15 protein-coding genes and 2 pseudogenes are annotated in these 21,259 nt (G+C 72.3%); 4 read left to right on the forward strand and 13 right to left on the reverse strand.

Features of this window, described 5'->3' with window-relative positions:
* Positions 1-93 precede the first annotated feature (93 nt).
* Both K8W59_RS18405 and K8W59_RS20430 read left to right on the forward strand, forming a co-directional pair.
* Positions 94-1,387, forward strand: a pseudogene (locus tag K8W59_RS18405) (IS256 family transposase).
* A gap of 67 nt (positions 1,388-1,454) precedes the next feature.
* The gene (locus K8W59_RS20430) at positions 1,455-1,823 is read left to right on the forward strand and encodes a DUF6281 family protein (RefSeq protein WP_223399905.1); all 369 of its coding nucleotides are present in this window, start codon (positions 1,455-1,457) and stop codon (positions 1,821-1,823) included.
* 177 nt (positions 1,824-2,000) lie between these two features.
* Here K8W59_RS20430 and K8W59_RS18415 read toward each other — a convergent pair whose 3' ends face one another.
* From K8W59_RS18415 to K8W59_RS18435, 5 genes are all read right to left on the reverse strand, one after another.
* Positions 2,001-4,109, reverse strand: a complete 2,109-nt coding sequence (locus K8W59_RS18415) for a heavy metal translocating P-type ATPase (RefSeq protein ID WP_317846287.1) — start codon at positions 4,107-4,109, stop codon at positions 2,001-2,003.
* Between the two features lie 207 nt (positions 4,110-4,316).
* Entirely contained in the window at positions 4,317-5,132 is an 816-nt protein-coding gene (gene phaZ, locus K8W59_RS18420; RefSeq protein ID WP_223396425.1) for a poly(3-hydroxyalkanoate) depolymerase, read from the reverse strand.
* Positions 5,129-6,346 carry an acyl-CoA dehydrogenase family protein gene (locus K8W59_RS18425; RefSeq protein WP_223396431.1) on the reverse strand — a complete coding sequence of 406 codons (1,218 nt, stop codon included), beginning with the start codon at positions 6,344-6,346 and terminating at the stop codon, positions 5,129-5,131. Before K8W59_RS18425 ends, phaZ begins: the two co-directional genes overlap by 4 nt.
* Before the next feature lie 11 nt (positions 6,347-6,357).
* Complete coding sequence (locus K8W59_RS18430; protein WP_223396437.1) at positions 6,358-8,049, reverse strand: PHA/PHB synthase family protein; 1,692 nt, start codon at positions 8,047-8,049, stop codon at positions 6,358-6,360.
* The gene (locus tag K8W59_RS18435) at positions 8,046-9,557 is read right to left on the reverse strand and encodes a long-chain-fatty-acid--CoA ligase (RefSeq protein ID WP_223396438.1); all 1,512 of its coding nucleotides are present in this window, start codon (positions 9,555-9,557) and stop codon (positions 8,046-8,048) included. The genes K8W59_RS18430 and K8W59_RS18435 overlap by 4 nt, the downstream gene beginning before the upstream one ends.
* Before the next feature lie 128 nt (positions 9,558-9,685).
* Between K8W59_RS18435 and K8W59_RS18440 the strand changes: the two genes are divergently transcribed.
* Positions 9,686-10,867 (forward strand): PucR family transcriptional regulator, encoded by a 1,182-nt coding sequence (locus tag K8W59_RS18440; RefSeq protein ID WP_223396440.1) that lies wholly within the window; start codon positions 9,686-9,688, stop codon positions 10,865-10,867.
* A 99-nt stretch (positions 10,868-10,966) separates the two neighbouring features.
* On the opposite strand, the gene K8W59_RS18445 is transcribed toward K8W59_RS18440, so the two are convergent.
* The 7 genes and pseudogenes from K8W59_RS18445 to K8W59_RS18475 all read right to left on the reverse strand — a co-directional run bounded on the left by K8W59_RS18445 (position 10,967) and on the right by K8W59_RS18475 (position 19,067).
* Entirely contained in the window at positions 10,967-12,151 is a 1,185-nt protein-coding gene (locus K8W59_RS18445; RefSeq protein WP_223393481.1) for a helix-turn-helix domain-containing protein, read from the reverse strand.
* 130 nt (positions 12,152-12,281) lie between these two features.
* Positions 12,282-13,547, reverse strand: coding sequence for a chloride channel protein (locus tag K8W59_RS18450; RefSeq protein ID WP_223396441.1), 1,266 nt, complete (start codon positions 13,545-13,547; stop codon positions 12,282-12,284).
* Between the two features lie 202 nt (positions 13,548-13,749).
* The gene (locus tag K8W59_RS18455) at positions 13,750-15,159 is read right to left on the reverse strand and encodes a dihydrolipoyl dehydrogenase family protein (protein ID WP_223396443.1); all 1,410 of its coding nucleotides are present in this window, start codon (positions 15,157-15,159) and stop codon (positions 13,750-13,752) included.
* 3 nt (positions 15,160-15,162) lie between these two features.
* Positions 15,163-15,498, reverse strand: a pseudogene (locus tag K8W59_RS18460) (GNAT family N-acetyltransferase); the annotation flags it as partial.
* 18 nt (positions 15,499-15,516) lie between these two features.
* Positions 15,517-17,262, reverse strand: a complete 1,746-nt coding sequence (locus K8W59_RS18465) for an FAD-dependent monooxygenase (RefSeq protein WP_223396454.1) — start codon at positions 17,260-17,262, stop codon at positions 15,517-15,519.
* A 10-nt stretch (positions 17,263-17,272) separates the two neighbouring features.
* Complete coding sequence (locus K8W59_RS18470) at positions 17,273-18,196, reverse strand: VOC family protein (RefSeq protein ID WP_223396461.1); 924 nt, start codon at positions 18,194-18,196, stop codon at positions 17,273-17,275.
* Between the two features lie 16 nt (positions 18,197-18,212).
* The gene (locus K8W59_RS18475; protein ID WP_223396462.1) at positions 18,213-19,067 is read right to left on the reverse strand and encodes a fumarylacetoacetate hydrolase family protein; all 855 of its coding nucleotides are present in this window, start codon (positions 19,065-19,067) and stop codon (positions 18,213-18,215) included.
* A gap of 123 nt (positions 19,068-19,190) precedes the next feature.
* Between K8W59_RS18475 and K8W59_RS18480 the strand changes: the two genes are divergently transcribed.
* Entirely contained in the window at positions 19,191-19,868 is a 678-nt protein-coding gene (locus K8W59_RS18480) for a GntR family transcriptional regulator (protein WP_223396463.1), read from the forward strand.
* Between the two features lie 70 nt (positions 19,869-19,938).
* Here K8W59_RS18480 and K8W59_RS18485 read toward each other — a convergent pair whose 3' ends face one another.
* Entirely contained in the window at positions 19,939-21,150 is a 1,212-nt protein-coding gene (locus K8W59_RS18485; RefSeq protein WP_223396464.1) for an NAD(P)/FAD-dependent oxidoreductase, read from the reverse strand.
* Positions 21,151-21,259: the final 109 nt, after the last annotated feature.

Consider the following 21,259-nt stretch of genomic DNA (forward strand, 5'->3'; position numbering starts at 1 on the left):
GCCGGGTAGGGCGCGTGCCTCCCACGTAGGCGCGGCCACCGGGTGAATCCTTCGAGTGATCTTCCACAACCGACTCGAAGAAGGAGCACCACGATGACCGCTGGACCCAGTATCGACCCTGCCGACGTCGCGAGCGGCAGGACGCTCGAGGCGGGCGAGTTCCTGCACGAGCAGCTCGCGCAGGCGAGCCCTGATCTGATGCGCGGCCTGTTGACCACGTTCGTGAACGCGCTGCTCGGCGCGGAGGCCGACGCGGTGTGTGGCGCCGGCTACGGCACCCGGTCGCCGGAGCGGGTGAACTCACGCAACGGCTACCGCCACCGCGACCTCGACACCCGGATGGGCACGATCGACGTCGCGATCCCGAAGCTCCGCACGGGCACGTACTTCCCCGAGTGGCTCCTCGAGCGTCGACGACGGGCCGAGGTCGCGCTGACGAGCGTGATCGCGACCTGCTACCTGCTCGGCGTCTCGACCAGGCGGATGGACAAGCTCGTGCAGTCGCTCGGGATCACCGGGTTGTCGAAGTCCCAGGTCAGCGTGATGGCGCGCGACCTCGACGCGCACGTGACCGACTTCCGCACCCGGCCCCTCGACGCCGGCCCATACACGTTCGTGGCAGCAGACGCGCTCACGATGCGGGTCCGCGAAGGAGGCCGGGTAGTGAAAGTCGCGGTCATGGTCGCCACCGCGCGTCAACGCCGACGGGCACCGCGAGGTCCTCGGCGTGCAGGTCGCGACTGGGGAGACCCACGCCGGCTGGCTGGCGTTCTTCCGCGACCTCGTCGCCCGAGGCCTGTCCGGCGTCGCGCTCGTGACCAGCGACGCCCACGCCGGTCTCGTCGAGGCGATCGGCGCGACCCTGCCCGGCGCGGCCTGGCAGCGGTGCCGGACCCACTACGCGTTCAACCTCATGGGTCTGTGCCCCAAGGCCGCCTGGCCCGGCGTGAAGGCGATGCTCCACTCCGTCTACGACCAGCCCGACGCGAAGTCGGTCCACGCCCAGTTCGACAAGTTCCTCGACAGCGAGCTCATCACCTCGCTGCCCGCGGCCCGTGACCACCTCGACGGCGCCCGCGCCGACATCCTGTCCTTCACCGGTTTCCCGCGCGAGGTATGGCGCCAGATCTGGTCGAACAACCCCAACGAGCGCCTCAACCGCGAGATCCGACGGCGTACCGACGTCGTCGGGATCTTCCCCGACCGCGACGCGATCATCCGCCTCGTCGGAGCCGTCCTGGCCGAGCAACACGACGAATGGACCGAGGGCCGGCGCTACCTCGGGCTCGACGTCCTCGCCCGCTCCCGCATGAACCTCGTCACCGGCACCATCGAGACCACCGGCACAACCACCACCGACGACCAGGAGGCAGCCATCAGCGCCTAACGACACGCCCGACGAGGGATTCTTGTCGTACACCACCTCGAGGGACTTGACCACGAGGAGGGGCTCAATGCTCAGCATAGGACGTGCGCTCGTCACGTTGACGGCCGTTGGCCTTTTGACGAGCTGCGCAGCTGATGAGTCCTCTGATTCCCCTGGAGACTGCGTGTTTGGCGTTGTCTACCAGGGGCATGAGTACAGAGCGATCATCGGCAAGGCCCAAGCGACGGGCGCGAAACTGAGTGAGCCCGCGACCCTCGCTGGCTGCGAAGGCGAGGACCCGGGTGACGATGCCGCTAGCACCTACGAGGCCCGTCGCATTCGAAACGTCGCTCCCAGGTGGGCCATCGCCGTCCAGTCCGGCGCGGATGAGCTTTACCTTGCCCGGGTGGACGCGGACCTCCCTGCGTCCGTCGCGACCCGCTTGGAACTCAATTGACGTGGAGCGCCTTCCCGGACCCTGGCCAGTGACGATCAGTTCCGGTCACTGACTCAGGGGCCCCCGATCGCCCACAATGCCCGTTCGGAACACTGGTCAGTGATGGGGTTGTCCGAAACCCCGAATGCCCGCGAATTCTGAGCAGAACGGGACACGCGGCCCAGCGAGTGCGGTTCCTCAGCTGCCGGTGCCGACCCGGTCCGGCGAGAGGTCCAGGCGCCGCAGCAGCTGCGCGTTGAGGGCGACCACCACGGTCGAGGCGCTCATCAGGATCGCGCCGACCGACATCGGCAGGGTGAACCCGATCGGCGCGAGCACCCCGGCCGCGAGCGGGACGGCGATCAGGTTGTATCCCGCACCCCAGGCGAGGTTCTGGATGCTCTTGCGGTACGTCGCCTCGGACAGCTCGATCACCGAGACCACCGACCGCGGGTCGTCGGAGGCGAGGATGATCCCCGCCGACGCGATCGCCACGTCCGTGCCGGCGCCGATCGCGATCCCGACGTCCGCCTGGGCGAGGGCGGGGGCGTCGTTGACGCCGTCGCCGGTGAAGGCGACCCGTTTGCCCTCGGCCTGCAGCTCGGCCACCGTCGACGACTTGTCCTCGGGCCGGACACCGGCGTAGAAGCGGTCGATCCCGAGCTCGGCGGCGACCGACGCGGCAACCGCTTCCGCGTCGCCGGTGATCATCACGACCTCCAGCCCGCGAGCCTGCAGCGCCTTCACCGCCGCGCGGGACTCGGCTCGGATCTCGTCAGCCAGCCGCAGCGCCCCGGCCACCTCGCCGTCGACGACGACGTGCAGCACGATCGCGCCCTCGTCCTGCCAGGCCGACGTCGCCTCCAGGTCGTCTCGGTCGGCCTCGCGGAGCATCGCCGGGCCGCCGACCCGGACCCGTCGCCCGGCCACGGTGGCGGTGACGCCGACGGCGGGCGAGGAGGTGAAGTCCTCGGCCGGCTCCAGGTGGAGCGAGCGCTCCTCGGCAGCCCGGACGATCGCCCGCGCCAGCGGGTGCTCGGAGTCGGCCTCCGCGGACGCGGCGTACTGCAACAGCTCGTCCTCCCCCATGCCCGACCCGTCGGCGGGCAGGACCGCGCTGACCACAGGGCGCCCGGCCGTCAGGGTGCCGGTCTTGTCGAAGAGCACGGTGTCGACGGTCCGCATCGACTCCATCTCCAGGCGATCCTTGACCAGTACGCCGGCACGCGCGGCGCGCTCGGTGGCGATCGAGATGACCAACGGGATCGCCAGGCCGAGGGCGTGGGGGCAGGCGATCACCAGGACTGTGATGGCGCGGACGACGGCCTCGTCGGGCATCCCGAGCACCGACCAGACGATCGCGGTGACGACCGCGGCGCCCAGGGCGAACCAGAACAGCCAGCCGGCGGCTGTGTCGGCGAGCCGCTGGGCGCGGGAGCCGGACGCTTGCGCGTCGGCGACCAGCTTCTGGATTCCGGCCAGGGTGGTCTCGTCGCCGGTGGCGGTGACCTCGACCCGCAGGCCGGAGTCGGTGGCGACGGTCCCGGCGACGACGGGGTCGCCGGGCTCACGCCGTACCGACCGGGACTCGCCGGTGATCATCGACTCGTCCATCGACGCCGACCCGTCGACGACCCTGCCGTCCGCGGGCACGCGACCGCCGGGGCGGACCACGACGACATCGCCGACCTCGAGCTCGGTGGGGGCGACGGTGACCGTGCGGTCGCCCTCGACCCGCTCCGCCTCGTCCGGCAGCAGCGCGGCCAAGGAGTCCAACGCGGAGGTGGTCTCGGCCAGCGACCTCATCTCGATCCAGTGGCCGAGCAGCATGATCACGACCAGCAGCGCCAGCTCCCACCAGAAGTCCAGGTGGTGCGCCAACAGGCCGAGCGTCGAGCCCCACGAGGCGACGAACGCGACGGTGAGGGCGAGCGCGACCAGCAGCATCATCCCGGGCTGCCGCGTCTTGATCTCGCTCACCGCCCCGGTGAGGAACGGCCGGCCGAACCAGGCGTAGAGGATCGTGCCGAGGATCGGCGAGACCCACTCCAGGCCGGGCACGTCGGGCAGGTCGTAGCCCAGCAGGTCCGCGAACATCGGGGAGAGCAGCACCGTCGGCACCGCCAGGGCGAGCGAGCCGAGGAAGAGGCCGCGGAACATCGCGGCGTGGTCCCCGTGACCCCCATGGCCCCCGTGCCCACCGTGACCGGAGTGCTCGGCGTGGTCCTCGTGGCCCGCCATGTCGTGCTCGGACATGGCGTGGCCGGAGTGCTCCGTCCCCGCCTGCGGGCCGTGGTGGCTGCTCATCAGTTCCGATCCTTCCTCACGAATACCTACTGGGGGTATCACGCCTCTGCACTTTATACCCCCATAGGGTATTTGCCAAGCGGCCTCGTCTCACCGAGCGCCGCCGTGAAGAATCGACCACGACCCGGGTCACTGCACCCCGGGACGGCCGGACTGGGTGCACTTTCGACCACGGCCGGGGGGTCTTCACCCGGCGCCGGCCCGGGGTCAGTCGGCCAGCAGGAACTCCGAGACCAGGGGGCCGAGGTCGGCGGCGCGGGTGATCAGCCCGAGGTGCCCGTCGTCGTAGACGTGCAGCGTCGCGCGCGGGAGCAGCGCGGCCATGATCCGCGCGTTGACCAGCGGGATGATCGGGTCGTCGGAACCGGCGAGGATGAGCGTCGGCTGCCGGATCAGCGGCAGCGCGGGCAGGCTGGACCAGCCGGCGCCGGCGAGCAGCTGATAGAGGTACCCCCGCGAGCTGCCGAGCCGCTCGGGGGCGTTGAGCAGCCGGCCGACCAGCTCGGGGTCCTCGCGCAGGGAGCCGCCGTACAGCTCCGCCGCGTTCTCCCGGGCGAACTCCGGGTCGCGGTATCGCCGCGGCGTCACCATCTTCCGCAGCACCGACGGCCGCGCCGGCACCATCAGGCTGCCGGTCCCGGTCGCGGCGAGCACCAGCCGCCGGCAGCGCCGCGGCTGCTGGACGGCGATCTGCTGCGCGAGCCCGCCGCCCCAGGAGATGCCCAGGACGTCGTACCGGTCATGGCCCAGCGCCGCCATCATCCGCCGCACCAGGGCGGCCAGCATCGGGAAGGAGTACGGCGCCGGCGGCGCGGGCGAGCCGCCGACTCCCGGCACGTCGAAGCGGACCACCTCGATCCGGCGATCCACCGCGTCGACGAACGGCTGCAGCACGTCCAGGCTGGCGCCGATCCCGTTGCACAGCAGCAGCGGCGGGCCGGGCTCGGTCCCGGGGCGTACGGCGACCCGCAGGTCCTGGCCGAGCACGCGGACCTTCGGATGCCGGTCGGTCGCCGGGCTCACGTGAACGCGCCCACGCCGGTGATGTCCCGGCCGACGATGAGCGTCTGGATCGTCTCGGTCCCCTCGTAGGTGTGCAGCGCCTCCATGTCGGCCATGTGCCGCATCACGTGGTTCTCCAGGAGGATCCCGTTGCCGCCGAGCAGGTCGCGGGCCTCGGCGATCACCTGGCGCGCCTTGCTGGTGTTGTTCATCTTGGCCAGCGCCGCGATCGTGTCGGTCAGCTGCCCCTCCTCCATCAGCCGGCCCAGCCGCAGGCAGTAGAGCTGCATCGAGCTGACCTCGGCCAGCATCTTCACCAGCCGCTCCTGGACGATCTGGAAGCTGACCAGCGGGCGGCCGAACTGGTGGCGCCGCGAGCAGTAGTCGACCGCGATCTCATACGCCGCCGTGGCGTGGCCGAGCGCGGCCCAGGCGACCGCGTTCCGGGTGCCGGCCAGCACCCGGCCGGTGTCTTTGAAGGAGCGCGCCCCGGGCAGCCGGGACGACTCGGGCACGCGCACGCCGTCGAGCCGGATGTGGGCCTGCCAGACCGAGCGCAGCGAGCCCTTGCCGTCGATCCGGGTGGCGTCGTACCCCTCCATCGACGGCTCGACCAGGAAGCCCTTCACCTGGCCGTCCTCGGTGTCGCGGGCCCACACGACGACCACGTCGGCGACGGTGCCGTTGCCGATCCACTTCTTCTCCCCGTCGAGCGCCCAGTGGTCGCCGTCCCGGCGGGCGGAGGTCTCCAGCGCGACCGAGTCCGACCCGTGGTTCGGCTCGGTCAGCGCGAAGGCGCCCAGCGCGTCGACCGTCGCCATCGAGGGCAGCCACCGCTGCTTCTGCTCCTCGCTGCCGAGCATAGCGATGGACTGCATCGCCAGCCCGGACTGGACGCCGAGGAAGGTCCCGACGCTGCCGTCGCCGCGATTGAGCTCGAGGTGGATCAGCCCGTTGGCGAGCGGGCCGAGCGGCGGGCAGCCGTACCCCTCGATCCCGTCGCCCACGAGGCCGAGCTCGCCGAGCCGCCGCACCAGGTCGCGGGGGAAGTCGGCCCGCTCCCAGTGGTCGTTGATCACCGGCAGCACCTCGTCGTCGACGAAGTGCCGGGTGCGCTGCCAGATCTCCCGCTCCTGCTCGGTGAGCTGGTCGGCGATCCGGAAGAAGTCGGTGCCGCGGGCCCGGCCCAGCGGCTTGTCGGTGGTCCCGGGCCCGGCCGCGTCGTGGATGGTCATGGTGCTGCCTCTCAGTCGTCGTGCACGTAGCTGCCGGGGGCCTCGCCGAGCGGCGGGTACTCGGCGTTGCCGGGCTTCTTCGGCGCGGTCCGCTGCCCGCCCGCGCGCTCGTCCAGCCAGAGCGTCACGTCGGCCCACCAGGTGCCCTCCTGGGTCTCCGCGGACTCCAGCCATGCCTGGGCGCTGGGCGGGGTCTCGGTGTTGGTCCGGAAGCTCGCCTTGGGGTTGCCGGGCGGGTTCACCAGGGCGGCGATGTGGCCGGAGGTGGACAGCACGAACCGGGTGTCCCCGCCGAGCATCTGCGTGGAGCGGTAGCAGCTCTCCCACGGCGTGATGTGGTCGGCGATCCCCGCGACGACGTAGGAGTCCACGTCGACCTTGCCGAGGTCGATCGGCACGCCCCACAGGCTGACCCCGCCGGGCGTGACCAGCCCGTTGTCCACCGACAGGTCGACGAAGTCGCTGTGCAGCGCGGCGGTCATCCGCGTGGTGTCGGCGTTCCAGAACAGGATGTCGAAGGCGGGCGGCCGCTTGCCGAGGAGGTAGTTGTTGACCCAGTAGTTCCACACTAGGTCGCCGGGCCGCAGCCAGGCGAACACCTCGGCGAGCGCGCGCCCGTCGAGATAGCCCTGCCTCCGCGACTTCGCCTTGGCGGCCTCCGCGGTCCGCGCGTCGGTGAGCGCCCCCGCCGTCCCCGCCCGCGCGGTGTCGAGCACGGTGACCGCGAGGATGAACGCGGCGAGCCGATCCTGCCGGCCGGTCGCGGCGAGATAGCCCGCGGTGATCGAGGCCAGGATGCCGCCCGAGCAGATCCCGCTGAGGATCGTCTGCTCGCTGCCGCTGATCGACTCCACCGCGTCCAGCGCCTCGAGGATCGCCCCGACGTAGGTCTCGAAGCCCCAGTCGGCGTGCCGCGCGTCCGGGTTGCGCCAGGACATCACGAACATCTGCCGCCCCTGCGCGACGGCGTACTCGATCAGGCTGCGGTCCGGGGCCAGGTCGATCGCGTAGAACTTGTTGATCGTGGGGGGTACGACGAGCGTGGGGACGTCGTACACCTTCTTCGTGGTGGGGGTGTACTGCAGCAGCTCGAACACCTCGGTACGCAGGACCACGTGTCCCGGCGTCGCCGCGATGTTCTCCCCGACCTCGTAGCCGGTGGTGTCGACCATCTCGGGGATCCGCGGCGCGTTCACCAGGTCCTTGACCAGCTGGCCGCCGCCCCGGACCAGGCTGGCGCCGCCGGTATCGATCGCGGTCTTCGCCGACGTCGGGTTGACCAGCGGCAGGTTGCTCGGCGAGAGCGCCTCGGTGAGGTTCTCCACCAGGAAGCGGGTGCGCTTCTCGTCGCGCCAGTCCAGGTCTGCGTCGTCGACCAGCTGCTCGGCCGTGCGGCCCGCCGCGAGGTAGAGCTGGACCAGCCGGCGCAGCAGCGCGTTGCCCTCCCACGCCTCGTCCTTGAAGCGGCGGTCCCGCCGGTCCGGGGCGACCGAGGAGCTGCCGAGGGCGATCCGGCCCGACTCCACGCCGAGGTCGGCCAGCCGCCGCAGCGTCGTCCGCGGCCGCTTGGCCAGGTGCATCGCCCAGGTCGCCGTGGACAGGTCGGGGGTGAAGCGGCGCAGCGGCCCCATCGCGGCGTCGACCAGCAGCACGTCGAGCGGTGCGGCCTGGCCGGCGAGGTCGGTGTCGGTGTCGGTGCTCATCGGGTCTGCTCCGTTCCCGTCACCGCGGCGGGCGGGACGATCTCGCGCTTCTGGATCTTGCCGGTCGGGCCCTTGGGCAGGGCGTCGACGAACCACACGTGGCGGGGATACTTGTACGCCGCCACCTGGGCCTTGACATGGTCGCGCAGCTCGGTTTCGGTGATCGTGGCGCCCGGGCGCAGCGCGACCGCGGCGCCCACCTCCTCGCCCAGCCGGTCGTCGGGGAGACCGATCACCGCCGCCTCCGCCACGTCCGGGTGCTCGTAGAGGACCTCCTCGAGCTCGCGGGGATAGACGTTGAAGCCGCCGCGGATGACCACCTCCTTCTTCCGGTCGACCACGGCGAAGAACCCGTCCTCGTCGACCCGGCCGATGTCGCCGGTGCGGAACCAGCCGTCGTCCGAGAGCACCTCCGCGGTCGCGTCCGGCCGCTGCCAGTAGCCCTTCATCACGTTGTGCCCGCGTACGGCGATCTCGCCTGCCTCTCCCGCCTCGACGGGCTCTCCGGACTCGGCGTCGACGATCCGCATCTCCACCCCGCTCACCGGCTGGCCGATGGTGCCGGGCCGTCGGGCGTCCACCCGGTTGAACGAGGCGACCGGCGAGGTCTCCGAGAGGCCGTAGCCCTCCAGCACCGGGGCGCCGAAGCGCTCCTCGAAGCGATGCAGGACCTCCACCGGCAGCGCGGCGCCGCCCGAGACGCACACCCGCAGGTCGGGCAGCTCGGGGGCGTCGTCCTCGCCGAGGAGGGCGCCGTACATCGTCGGGACCCCGGCGAAGACGGTGACCCGCTGGTCGGCCATCAGGTCCAGGGCGGCGGCGGGAGCGAACCGCGCGAGCAGCACGAGGACGGCCCCTTGGGCGATCGTCGTGTTGAGGGTGACCGTCTGCCCGAAGGCGTGGAAGAGCGGCAGGCCGCCGAAGACGACGTCGTCCGGCGTCAGCTGCAGCAGGTCGGACTGGCTGACCTCGACGTTGCGCACCAGGTTGTCGTGGGTGAGCTCGGCGCCCTTGGGCTTCCCGGTCGTGCCGGAGGTGTAGAGGAGCACCGCGGTGTCCTGCGGGTCCCGGTCGACGACGTCGGTGGCGGGCTCACGCTCGGACAGCTCGGGCAGGAAGTCGTCGTCGACCACGATGACGGGGGCGTCCAGCGCCTCCTCCGCGCCCGCCTTCGCCTCGGGCGCCGCCGCCTCGGCGGCGACGAGCAGCCCCGCGCCCGCGTCGGTGAGGTGGAAGGCGACCTCGCGCGCCTTGAGCAGCGGGTTGAGGGGTACGACGACCCCGCCGGCGCGCAGCACGCCGTAGTAGACGACCGCGAACTCCGGCACGTTGGGCAGCATCACGCCGACCCGCGCGCCCGGCGTGACGCCGTACACCTGGACCAGATCGGCCATCCGCGCGCTGGCCTCGTCGAGCTCGCGATAGGTCAGGACGCGGTCGCCGGCGCGGAGCGCGGGCCGGTCGGGGTGGTCGGCGGCGGATCGGACAAGCAGGTCGGTGACGTTCATGGGATCTCCGAAGGGTCGGTGGTTCCCTCCACTCTGGCCCTCTTCGGCCGGATCCGCGTCGGCTGAAGGCACCAACTTTCCCGCTCCGGCCCTGTGCGCGCGCACAACGGCGCCGCTACCGTCGGCGGATGGACACCCCGGAGCACGACCCCGCTGTCGTCGATCTCAGCCGCGGGCTGCTGCCGGAGATCCCCGAGCTGGGCGAGGAGCTGGCCGAGCGGATCCGCGAGGAGGTGCCGTTCTACGTCGAGGACGACCGGGTGCCGATGCCCGAGCTGGTGCGGTCCTGCCAGCTGAACCTGGACTACATCCTCGGCACCCTGGCCGGCGTGCCCGAGCCGGTCACCGAGCCGCCGCGGGCGACCGGCGCGGCCCGGGCGACCCAGGGGGTGCCGTATGCGGCGGTGCTGCACGCGTTCCGGATCGGGGGCCGCTTCGTCTGGGAGCTGATGGTGGAGCGGGCCGACGAGGCCGTCCGCGACCGGCTGCTGCCGGCGGCCGCGGACATCTGGACGGTCAGCGACCAGCTCGCGGCACAGGTCACCGACGGCTACCGCCAGGCCTTCGCCGACCTGGCCCGGCGCGACGAGCAACGGCGGTCCGCACTGCTCGGGACGCTGCTGGACGACGTGCCCGCCGACGACCTCCTGGGCGAGGCCGCCTCGCTCCTCGGGCTGCCCGCGCAGGGGGCGTTCGTCGTGGCGGTCGCGCAGGGGGTCGCACCCGGGCGAGCGCCCCTGCCCGACGTCGAGGAGCGGCTGGCCCGGCGCGACGTGGTGTCGGTGTGGCGGCTGGAGGCGGACCACCAGGAGGGTCTGGTCTCGCTGCGGCCGGGGTACGGCGTGGACCGGCTGGTCGAGGAGCTCCGCTCGCTCACTGAGAGCCGGGTCGGGCTGAGCCCGGTGTTCGAGCGGCTGGACGCGGCGCAGACGGCGCGGCGCGAGGCGCGGGTGGCGTGCGTGGCCGCCACCCCGGGTGGACACGACGTGGTCCGGCACGACGAGCACCCGACCGCGATGCTGCTTGCCGCGGCACCCGAGGCGTCGTACTCCTTCGCCACGACGGTGCTCGGCGACCTGCTCGACCTCGGCACGGAGGACCGCGACCCGCTGGTCCAGACCGCGCGCACCTGGCTCGCCGAGGGCGGCTCCACCTCCGCGGCCGCCGAGGTGCTGCACGTGCACCGCAACACGGTGCGCTACCGGCTGCGCCGGATCGAGCAGCTGACCGGCCGCGACCTGGGGCACCCCGTGGACGCGACCGAGCTGCACCTGGCGCTGGAGGCGGCCCGGATCAGCGACCTGGGCTGAGGCCGGCGCCCCGCCGTAACGTCATACGAAGCGGGGAACCGCTCCCCCTGTCGTGTCCGGGGACATCGGTGACACATATGTCTCAGGACATCGGTGACACTAGCGGTCTTGGGGTTGGTAGCGGCGGTTGTAGTCGAGGGTGAGGCTGCGGAGGAGCTCGTCGCCGGTGAAGATGGCAACGAAGGCGCCGGTGCGGAAGACGGTGACTGGCTTTCCGGCGTGTTTTCTTCCGAGGCCGATGAGGCGTCCGTCGAGGCCGACGGAGCCGGTGGCGCTGACCAGCTGTCGGGTCAGGATGGTGGTCGCCGGGGGTAGGTCGGGGACGGTGGCGAATGGGCCGAGGTCGAAGCGTTGGTGTGGGGTGAGCTTGGCGAGCACCTTGTTGCGGCGGTTGTTGTAGCCATCGCGGTACTCGTCGAGTAGTGCTTGGAATTCGGCGATGCTGCTGACTAAGGGACGCCGTTTGAGCCACTTTTGGACCCGCTGGTGGGCTCGCTCGTTCTTGCCGCAGGTTTGGGGGTGAGAGACCCGGGAGGTGATCGCGTGCACCCCGAGGTCGGTCAGGTTGCGCTCGAAGACACTGATCCACCCGCGTCGTTTGCCCGAGAACGCCGACCCGTTGTCGCTGAGCAGCTGGACGGGCAACCCGTAGCGTTCCACCGCCAGGCAGAAGGTCGCCCAGATGTCGCTGCCGTTCTCCGACACCGCTGCCTGCAGGGCCAAGTCCGTGCGCGAGCAGTCGTCGGTCAACTGCAGCACCGTGACCGTCTCGCCGGTGGCAAGCTGGTACTCAAACCCGTCGAACTGCCACAGCGCGTTGACCTCGCTGCGCTCGAAGCGCCGGGAGCCACGACGTGGCTTGCGTTGAGGAACCTTGACCAACTGGCCCCGCTGGTCGAAGACCCGATTGACCGTGGACCGAGCCGGCAACGGACGGTCGGCGGGCCAAGAGGAGGTCCCGGCCTCGATCTGTTCCTCCAACCGCATCAACACCGCGTCCGCGCCGTAGTCCCACCCCGCCTCGGCCTCGTGCTTACGGATCGCGATCAACACATCCTCAAGCGCGGCGGGGAGTCTTGTCGGTGAGCGCCGCGGGCGACGCGAGTCGGGGTAGAACCCCTCCACGCCACGGGCCCTGAACCGCTTCACATAGTCGTAGAACATCTTGCGGCTGATCCCCAGCTCGCGACAGATCCTCGACACGTTCTGCTTCGGACCCGGCGCGACGTGAGCAGCAACCGCTGCCGCCACCGCAGCATCCACGGCAACCCCATCTCTGGCCATCCCTGATAGTGACGACCAACCTCAGGTGTTACCGATGTCCCCGGACTTCAACTGTTACCGATGTGCTCGGACTTCACAGGGGAACCGCTCCCCCGCTTCGTATGACGTCCCGGGGCGGCCGGAGCCGGTCTCAGTGCACCAGCGGCGAGGGCTGCGGGGCGCGGTCGCCGAGCAGGTGGACCGCGGCGGTGGCGACCGCCGTACCGACCGTCATCGCCAGCAGCGCGGGCAGCGGGAAGAACACCAGGAGCACCAGCATCACGGCGAGCGGACGGCGCAGCATCGCCGTCGCGGTGGCCGCGGCGCTGGCGGCCACCACGGGGGCGACCGGGACGCTCGGGGCCAGCGCCACCACGATCAGCCCGAGGGCGATGCCGGTGAACACCGCGGGGAAGAACTGGCCGCCGAACCAGCCGGTCGCCAGGCATGCCAGGGTCGCCACGAGCTTGAGCGCCGCCACCGCGATCAGGCCGCCCACCGTCCAGCCGGCGGCGTCGGTGATCAGCTCCTGGGCCTCGTGCTCACCGGAGAAGAGCACGAGCGGCGCCACCGCGCCGCACGCCCCGAGGACCAGCCCGCCGAGCGCGCCCCGCAGCACCGGCGAGGCGACGACCCGCTCGGCGCTGCGGCGCAGCGGTCCGGTGAGCGCCATCAGCGCCAGGCCCGCGAGGGTGGCGGGGACGGCCGCCACCGCGGCCCACCCCAGGGCACCGAGCAGGGCACGGCCGGCGCCGATGTCGCCGGCGGGCAGGTCGTAGCGCAGCCCGGCACCGTCCGGCAGCACGGCCAGCATCGCGACCAGGCCGGCGACCGACGCGAGCACGCCGTACGGCAGCAGGGACGCGGCGCGCGCACGGTCGCGGCTCCCCTCCACAGGGAGCACCACCGAGCCGAGCGGTCCGCCGAACAGGCCGGAGAGCGCGCCCGCCGCGGAGATGTAGGAGGCCTCGTCCTCGGCCAGGCGCAGCAGTCGCGCCACCCTCCGGCCGAGGCCGGTGGCCAGGACGAGGAGCGGCGCCTCGGGGCCGAGCGAGGCTCCGAAGCCGAGCGAGACGACGCCCAGCAGGGCGGCGCGGGCGAGCCAGGTGAGCTTCTGCGGCGGGGTCCGCTCCTCCTCCCCTGCGAACACCTCGTCGATGTCGAGGAGGGCGTCGTCCAGGTCGTGCGGGGTGTCGGCGCCGTGCCGCAGTTGCAGCAGGCCCACGAGCACGCCGCCGACCACGCAGGTGACGATCGTGGCCAGCCAGACCGGCCCGGGCAGCCGCGGCGCGCCGTGGTCCCACACCAGCGCCTCGACCACGCGTACGGCGCCCAGGTAGACACCGGCCGCCGCGCCCACCGCGGCCCCCAGCAGGATCGCCAGCACGGCGGTGCGCGGCCGGGAGCTCTCGGGCATGCGCCCTAGGATCGCGCCTCCCGCTCCCCGGCGCCACTGGTCGCCGCCCGTCGGTCCCCGATCGGACCGGCCGCGCTCGCACACGCGCTGGCAGAAGTCCGTCGACGGGCACCCAGCCACGCTCAGCCGGGCCGCCGCGGCGAGGTTGTGCCAGCGCGGCTACGACGCGACGGCCGCGCCCACCGGCGCAGCGGGGCAGGGGTCAGGGCGTGCGGAGCTCGGCGGGCAGGGCCTCCAGCAGCCGCAGCCACAGCTCGGAGGCGGTGGGATAGCTGGGTACGGCGTGCCTCAGCAGCCACACCGGCACCCGGCCGGTGATCGCGATCGTGGCCGCATGGACCTGCTCCCCCGCCTCGGGGCCGACGAAGGTCGCGCCGACCACCCGGCCGCTCCCGCGGTCCACCACGAGCTTGGCCCCGCCGAGCGCGTCGTCGCGCAGCAGGGCGGCGCCCGCCGCGCCGGTCCAGGGCACCTCGGCGACCACGACGTCGTCGTACGCCGAGCGCGCCTCCTCCTCGGTCAGCCCGACCGCGCCCACCTGGGGGTCGGTGAAGACCACCTGCGGCACCGGCACGTCCTCCGGCGGCTGAGGCTCGGGGCGGCCGGCCGCCCGGGCGGCGATCTGCGGGCCGAGGACGCGGGCGCGGTACTTGCCCCAGTGGGTCAAGGGCGCCTCGCCGCTCGCGTCGCCGACCAGCCACAGCCAGTCGGGTACGTCGCCCGCGCGGACGTCGTCGACGGTCAGGCCGACCGCGTCGAGGCCGATGTCCCCGAGCCGCGGCCGGCGGCCCACCGCCACCAGGATCTCGTCGGCGACCATGTCCCCGTCGGAGGTGCCGACGGTGACCGGTCCGCCGTGCACGCGCCCCAGACCGGTGTCCGAGGGCGACGCGCGCTCGCAGGAGGCGATCTCCACGCCCAGCCGGACGTCCACGCCCTGCGCCTCGAGCCCCCGGCGCACCAGGTCGGCGGCGAACGGCTCGACCCGGGCGAGCAGCCGGTCGTCGCGCACCAGCAGGGTCACCTGCGACCCCAGCGCCGCCATCCAGACCGCCGCCTCGCAGGCGACGACCCCGCCGCCGACGATCACCAGCCGATCGGGCACCTCGACCACGCCGGTGGCGTCGCGGGAGCCCCAGGGCAGGGCGGCGGAGTATTGCTCGGGGATGACCGGCTCGCTGCCGGTGGCGAGCACCACCGCATGCCGCGCCCGGACCACCCGCGGGCCGCCCGCGGTCTCCACGGTGACCTCGCGATCACCGCTCAACCGGCCGTGACCGCGGACGACCTCGAGCCCGGCGTCCGCGGCCCACGAGGCCTGGCCGGAGTCGTCGTAGTGGGAGACCCAGTCGTCGCGCCGGGCCAGCAGCGCGTCCCGCTCGAGCTCGGGCGTGCTCACCCCGGGCAGGTGGGCCGCCGTGGCGGCGACCTCGATCGGCCTCAACAGCGCCTTGCTCGGCATGCAGGCGTAGTAGGAGCACTCCCCGCCCAGGAGCTCGCCCTCGACGAGGAGGGCGGTGAGGTCGGTGCCCTCGACGGCATACTGTGCCGCGTTCTCCCCCGCGGGGCCGGCCCCCAGCACGATGACGTCGACGGTCTCCGGCGCCGCCACGGCTCAGTCCCTCGCCGTCGAGGCGGGGGCGTCGTAGACCAGGTCGGCGTACTCCGGGTTCCGCTCGATGAACGCCTTGATGAACCAGCACAGCGCCAGCACCCGGCGGTCACCCTGCGCCCGCACGTCGTCCAGGGCGAAGCGGGCCAGCGCGGTCCCGACGCCCTGGCCCTCGTGCTCCGGCTCGACGATCGTGTGGGTGAACACGATCAGATTCGGGGCCAGCTCATACTCGGCGAACCCGGCGAGCCCGCCGTCCAGGTGCGCCTCGTAGCGGTGGGCCTCGGGGTTGTTCTCGACGGTCAGGTCGGTCATCGGCGGACTCCTGTCCTCACGGGGGTACGGCGACCACCGTAGTCAGGTGCGGGCGAGCACGGTCGTGAGCGCGGCTCGCAGCTCCTCGATCGGCTCCTCGAGGCGATTCATCGCCCGCCAGGCGATGTGCCGGTCCGGCCGCACCAGCAGGGCGCCGGAGTCGGAGACCTCCCGCAGCCGCGACCACTCGGCGTAGACGTCGTCGTAGTCGCAGCGCGCTCCGACGCAGGCCACGTCCAGCTCGACGCCGAGCTCGGCCGCCACCTTCCCCGCCGCCTCGGCCCAGTCGGCCCCGTCGGCTCCGGTGACCAGGGTCAGCCGCCCGCGCCCGACCAGGTCCAGCGTGGAGACCCGCTCGGTGCCGCGCTGCACCCAGGCGTGCGGGATCACCGCGCCCGGATGCGTGGTCGCGTGGTGGAACAGCTCGGGGTCGCGGGTCGGCTCCGGCCAGTCGCTGCCGTCCGGCACGACCGCGCCGGAGGTGTAGCGCTGCCCGAGCTCCACGCCGTGCGCGTTGAACTGGTAGTTCTGCAACTCGACGGCCTCGGCGAGGCGCTCGCGGCGTACGGCGCCCCGCTCGGTCGCCGAGAACAGCTCGGTCAGGCTGGCCCAGCCGTCCTCGGCGCTCTGGCCCGGCTCGAAGCCGAGCGCCTGGCTGATCGGCAGCATGTCGCCGACGCTCTTCATCGCCCGGTCGACCACCTGCCGCGCCACCGGCTGCCGCTCGGCGTCGTAGGAGTCCAGCAGCTCCTCGCCGGCGTCGCCGCGCAGCACCGCCGCGAGCTTCCAGGCGAGGTTGAAGGAGTCCTGGATCGAGGTGTTGGTGCCCAGCCCGTTGGCCGGCGGGTGCCGGTGGGCGGCGTCGCCGGCCAGGAAGACCCGGCCGCGGCGCATCTGGTCGGCGGCGATGTGGTTGATCTGCCAGGTGCTCACCGCCTTGACGCTCACCTCCACCTCGGGGTCGCCGATCGTGGTGTGCGCCCGCTGGGTGACCGCCTCGACCGACATGTCCGGCTCGCCCTCGGCGGGGTCGTACATGAACAGCAGCACCCACTCGGTCCACGGCTTGACGCAGATCCAGGTGCCCGACCCGACCCAGTAGTCGTTGCCCGGCTGGGTCATCCAGTAGAGCGTGCCCGGCCGGTGCTCGGTGTACTTCGTCAGGTCCGCCTCCAGCCACACGTTGACCGCGGCACCCAGGCCCGTCTCGCCGGTGAAGGGGAAGCCGATCTGCTCGGCCACCCGGGAGCGGCCGCCGTCGGCGCCGATCGCGTAGCGCGCGCGGACGGCGTACTCCTCGCCGGACTCCCGGTCGCGCACCGTCGCGGTGACGCCGTCGTCGTCCTGCTCGATGGTGAGCATCTCGGTGTTGAAGCGCAGGTCCGCGCCGCGCTCCTCCGCCGCCTTCCGGATGACCGGCTCGAGGACGTGCTGGGGGATGTTGCACATCTCGCTCGGGCTGGCCTCACGGTAGTCCGCGTTGCGCCGGACGCCACTCCCCCAGGTCATCAGCCGGGCGATCTCGTCGCCGGCGAAGCTGGTGGCCCAGACGTTGTTGCCCATCAGGTCGTTGCTCGTGGCCACCTCCCGGACGCGGTCCTCGATCCCGAGATCGCGGAAGACCTCGACCGTGCGCTGGTTGGTGATGTGCGCCCGCGGCGAGTGCGCGGTGCCGGGGTACTTGGTGACGGTCACGGCGTCCACGCCGTACGTCGCCAGCAGCAGCGACGCGGTCAGGCCGGCCGGGCCGGCACCCACGACGAGTACGTCGGTCTCGATGGTCCTCATGGTCGCCCCCTCACGACGCGCTGTGCGCGCCGCTCATGTGGGCGGCGACGTCCTCCGGCAGGAGGAACGACGGCGGCGGCGGGGGACCCCAGCTGTAGAGGCCGCGGGCGCCCTCGAGGTCCTCGGGCGTCCAGAGCTGGTCCTCCACGACGCAGTCCATGTCGGAGTAGTACTCGCTGAAGTTGCCGGCCGGGTCCTTGAGGTACCAGAAGAAGTTCGACCCGGCGTAGTGCCGGCCCAGGCCCCACACGTGCCGCTCCGGGTGCTCGTCCAGCATCCGCATCGCGCCCCGCCCGATCTCGTCGACGTCCTCGACCTGCCAGGAGGTGTGGTGCAGGAAGTTCGCGGGGGCCGCCAGCACGAGCACGTTGTGGTGGTCGGTCGAGCAGCGCAGGAACGAGCCGTGCCCGACGATGTTGTCGCTGACCTTGAAGCCGAGCCCGTCGGTGAAGAAGCGGCGCGTGGCGTCCAGGTCGACCGTCCCCATGACCACGTGGCCGAGCTTGCGCGGCCGCACCGGCCCCTCGCGGACGATGCCCGGCGCCCGCGGCTCGGTGCGCTCGAGGCGACCGGGGCCGTTGTACGGCGTGGCCGGGGTCTCCTCCTGCTCGATCCGCGGAGCCACCTGGACCACGGCCCGGAAGCCGGCGATGGGCTCCTCGGCCGTGACCGACTCCTCGGTCTGCTCCACCCGCAGGTCCAGCGCCCGCAGGCGCGAGGCGACCCGGTCCAGGTCGTCGGCGTCGTCGGCGCCGACGGAGAGCTCCACCAGCCGCCGGGTCGGCGCCGGCACGATCCGCAGCTGCTCGCCGCCGTCGACGGTGGCGAAGGAGGCGGTGTCGGTCGGGTCCAGCCCGAACTCGGCGTAGTAGGCGGCCGTGCCGGCGACGTCGGGAACGCCGATGGTCACGTGGTTGAGGCGATGCAGGGACATGGTTGCTCCTTCAGGGTCACGCCGGACGGGACACCATGCGGTGCCGCATCTCGCCGATGCCGTCGACGTAGGTGACGAGCTCGTCGCCCGGCTGCAGCCAGCGCTGGGGCGAGCGGCCCAGGCCGACACCCGCGGGGGTGCCGGTGAAGATCACGTCGCCGGGGAGCAGCGTGACCGTGCGCGAGAGTCGCGAGACGAGCTCGGGGACGTCGAACACCAGGTCCGACGTACGCCCCTTCTGCATCGTCTCGCCGTTGATCGAGCAGCCCAGCTCGATGTTGTCGGGGTTGTCCAGCTCGTCGGGGGTGACCAGCACCGGGCCCATCGGAGCGAAGCCGGGGTGGGACTTCCCGAGGCTGAACTGGGGCGCGGGCCCGGCCAGCTGGCCGACCCGCTCGGACAGGTCCTGGCCGACGGTCAGGCCGGCGACGTGGGACCACGCCTCCTCGCGGGAGACGTCGCGAGCGGTGCGCCCGATGACGGCGACCAGCTCGACCTCCCAGTCGACGTTGCCCTCCGGCAGCACGATCTCGCCCTCGGGACCGGTCACCGAGCTGAGGAACTTGGTGAACGTCGGGGGCTCCTCGGGCACCCCGAGGCCCGACTCGGCCGCGTGGTCGCGGTAGTTGAGGCCGATCGCGAAGATCTGCCGGGGGCGGGTCACGGGCGCGCCGAGGTCGGCGGCCGCCGCGGCCGGGGCGACCTCGACGCTCGCGGGGTCGAGGGCCTGCGCCCACGCGCTGAACGCCTCCCAGTCCTCCAGCACCGCGCTCGGGTCTGCCGGGAAGCGGCCCTCGCTGGCCCGCTCGACGTCGATGTCTCCGTCGGCGACTCGGATGACGAGCCGTCCGTTCACATTGGCCAGCCTCATGCCGGCACCTCCTGGGTCGTCGGGGTGTGGTGATGCGTGACACACAGTTGTAGCACCCTCACTTCGCATACTCAAGAGATATTCGAATATCTTTGGAGAGTGCGCATCATGTAGCCTGGGGGCATGGCGACTCGACCGCGGGCGAACACCGACGCCGTGCACGCGCAGATGCGGGCCGACATCCTGTCCGGCGCCTACCCGCCCGGGGAGCGGCTGAAGTTCGCCGAGCTCTGCGAGCGGTACGCCGCCAGCGTCGCCGTCGTGCGCGAGTCGCTGACCCGGTTGGTGGAGCAGGGCCTGGCCCGCTCCGAGCCGCGGATCGGCTTCCGGGTCACGCCGCTGTCCGTGGCCGACCTGCTCGACCTGACGGCGACCCGCTGCGACATCGAGGGTCTGGCGCTGCGCTACTCCATCGAGCGCGGCGACGTGGAGTGGGAGTCGCGGCTGGTGGCGGCCCACCACGTGCTGGAGCGCACCCCGCTGCTCGCCGAGGACGGCCCGGCGCGGGTCTCCGACGAGTGGGAGGCCGCGCACACCGCGTTCCACGCGGCACTCATCGACGCCTGCCAGAGCCCCCGGATGCTCGACATGACCGCGACCCTGCGCGACGCCTCGGAGCTCTACCGCCGCTGGTCCCAGCCGCTGGAGCGAGGCCGCGACGTCGCCGCCGAGCACCGCGGGCTGCTCGACGCCGCCCTATCCCGCGACGCCGACCTCGCGGTCGCCCGCCTGCGCGAGCACTTCGAGCACACCGCGCGGATCCTCGAGGGCAGCCTGGCGGCCACCGACGCCGCGACCTGACGCCGCCTCCTCCGGGCGGGCGACGCCGGCGCGGGGCGGGGCGGGCGCTCGACGTACTCCCCGACCAGCGTCAGCCGGTGGGGATCCGGCCCTTGAGCGAGTCGGGATCGGAGACGGGCTCCTTCGCGGTGGACTCGATCAGCTCCTGCGCCTTCGGGACGCTGTCCCAGACGTTCCACAGGAGCACGCCGCGCACGTGGCCCTCGTCGTCGAGGTAGTAGACGACCCCGGCGCCGCCGGGCTTGTCGTCGGCCCAGTCCTCCACGGTGTGGTGCCGGGTCGTGGTCTCGCCGATCGCCTCGTATCCGTCGTCGAACAGGTCGGACCAGAAGAACGGCGTGTGGGAGTACGTCGTCTCGTCGCCCGCCATGTTCTGCCCGGCGACCTCGCCGGTCTTCTCGGCGTTGTCGACGTGCTCCACCCGGCGCCGCCCGAGCCGCTGGTCGGGGTAGAGCGCGACGTCGCCGGCGGCGTAGACGTCCGCCGCGCTGGTGCGCAGGTGCTCGTCGACCACGACACCGTCGTCGGTCTCGATCCCTGCCCGCTCGGCGAGCTCGGACCGCGGGGTCACGCCGATGCCGATCACCGCCGCGTCGCCGGTGACCTCGGAGCCGTCCTCCAGGCGCAGGGTGATGCCGTCGCCGCTCGCCTCACCGCCGGCCACGCTGCCATGGACGATCTCGACGCCGTGCTCGATGAACTGATCGGTGACGTAGCGAGCCAGGTCCTCGGGGAACATCGTGCTCTGGATCAGCTCGGTGTCCAGCACCATGGTCACCGAGACGTCGTTCTGCGCCAGCGCCGAGGCCATCTCCGAGCCGATGTAGCCGCCACCGACCACGACGGTCCGGCTGCCGGGCTGCGCCAGCTCGCGGAGCCGGCGATAGTCCGCGGCCGTGCGGTAGTAGATCACCCACGGGCCCGGCTCGAGGCCCGTGAGGGTGCGCGGCTGCGCACCGGTGGCGAGCAGCAGCCGGCGGTATCCGATCGTGTCGCCGCCCTCGATCGCGACCTCGTGGGCGCCGGGCGCCAGCGAGGCGACCCGGGTCTCCAGGCGCAGCTCGGCGCCCTGGGGGTCGTCGAGCAGGGCCGACTTCTCCGGGGTGGCCTCCTGGTCCAGCCAGAGGGTCTTGGAGAGGTCGGGGCGGTAGAGCGGCGGGTCGCTCTCGGCCCCGAGGACGACGATGCTCCCGGACTCGTCCTGGGAGCGGATGCCGGACACCGCGCTGGCCGCGGCCACGCCGCCGCCGACGATCACGTAGTCGAAGCTCTGGTCGCTCACGCACGCCTCCTGTGCTGGTCGGATAGGGCCGAGGCTAGCCCCCGGCACCGTCCCTTGTAACGCACAGTTCGGTCAGCCTGTCGAGCGTTGCGGCACTCGACAGGCTGAC

This window comes from Nocardioides rotundus (genome assembly GCF_019931675.1).
GTDB classification, from domain to species: Bacteria; Actinomycetota; Actinomycetes; order Propionibacteriales; family Nocardioidaceae; genus Nocardioides; species Nocardioides rotundus.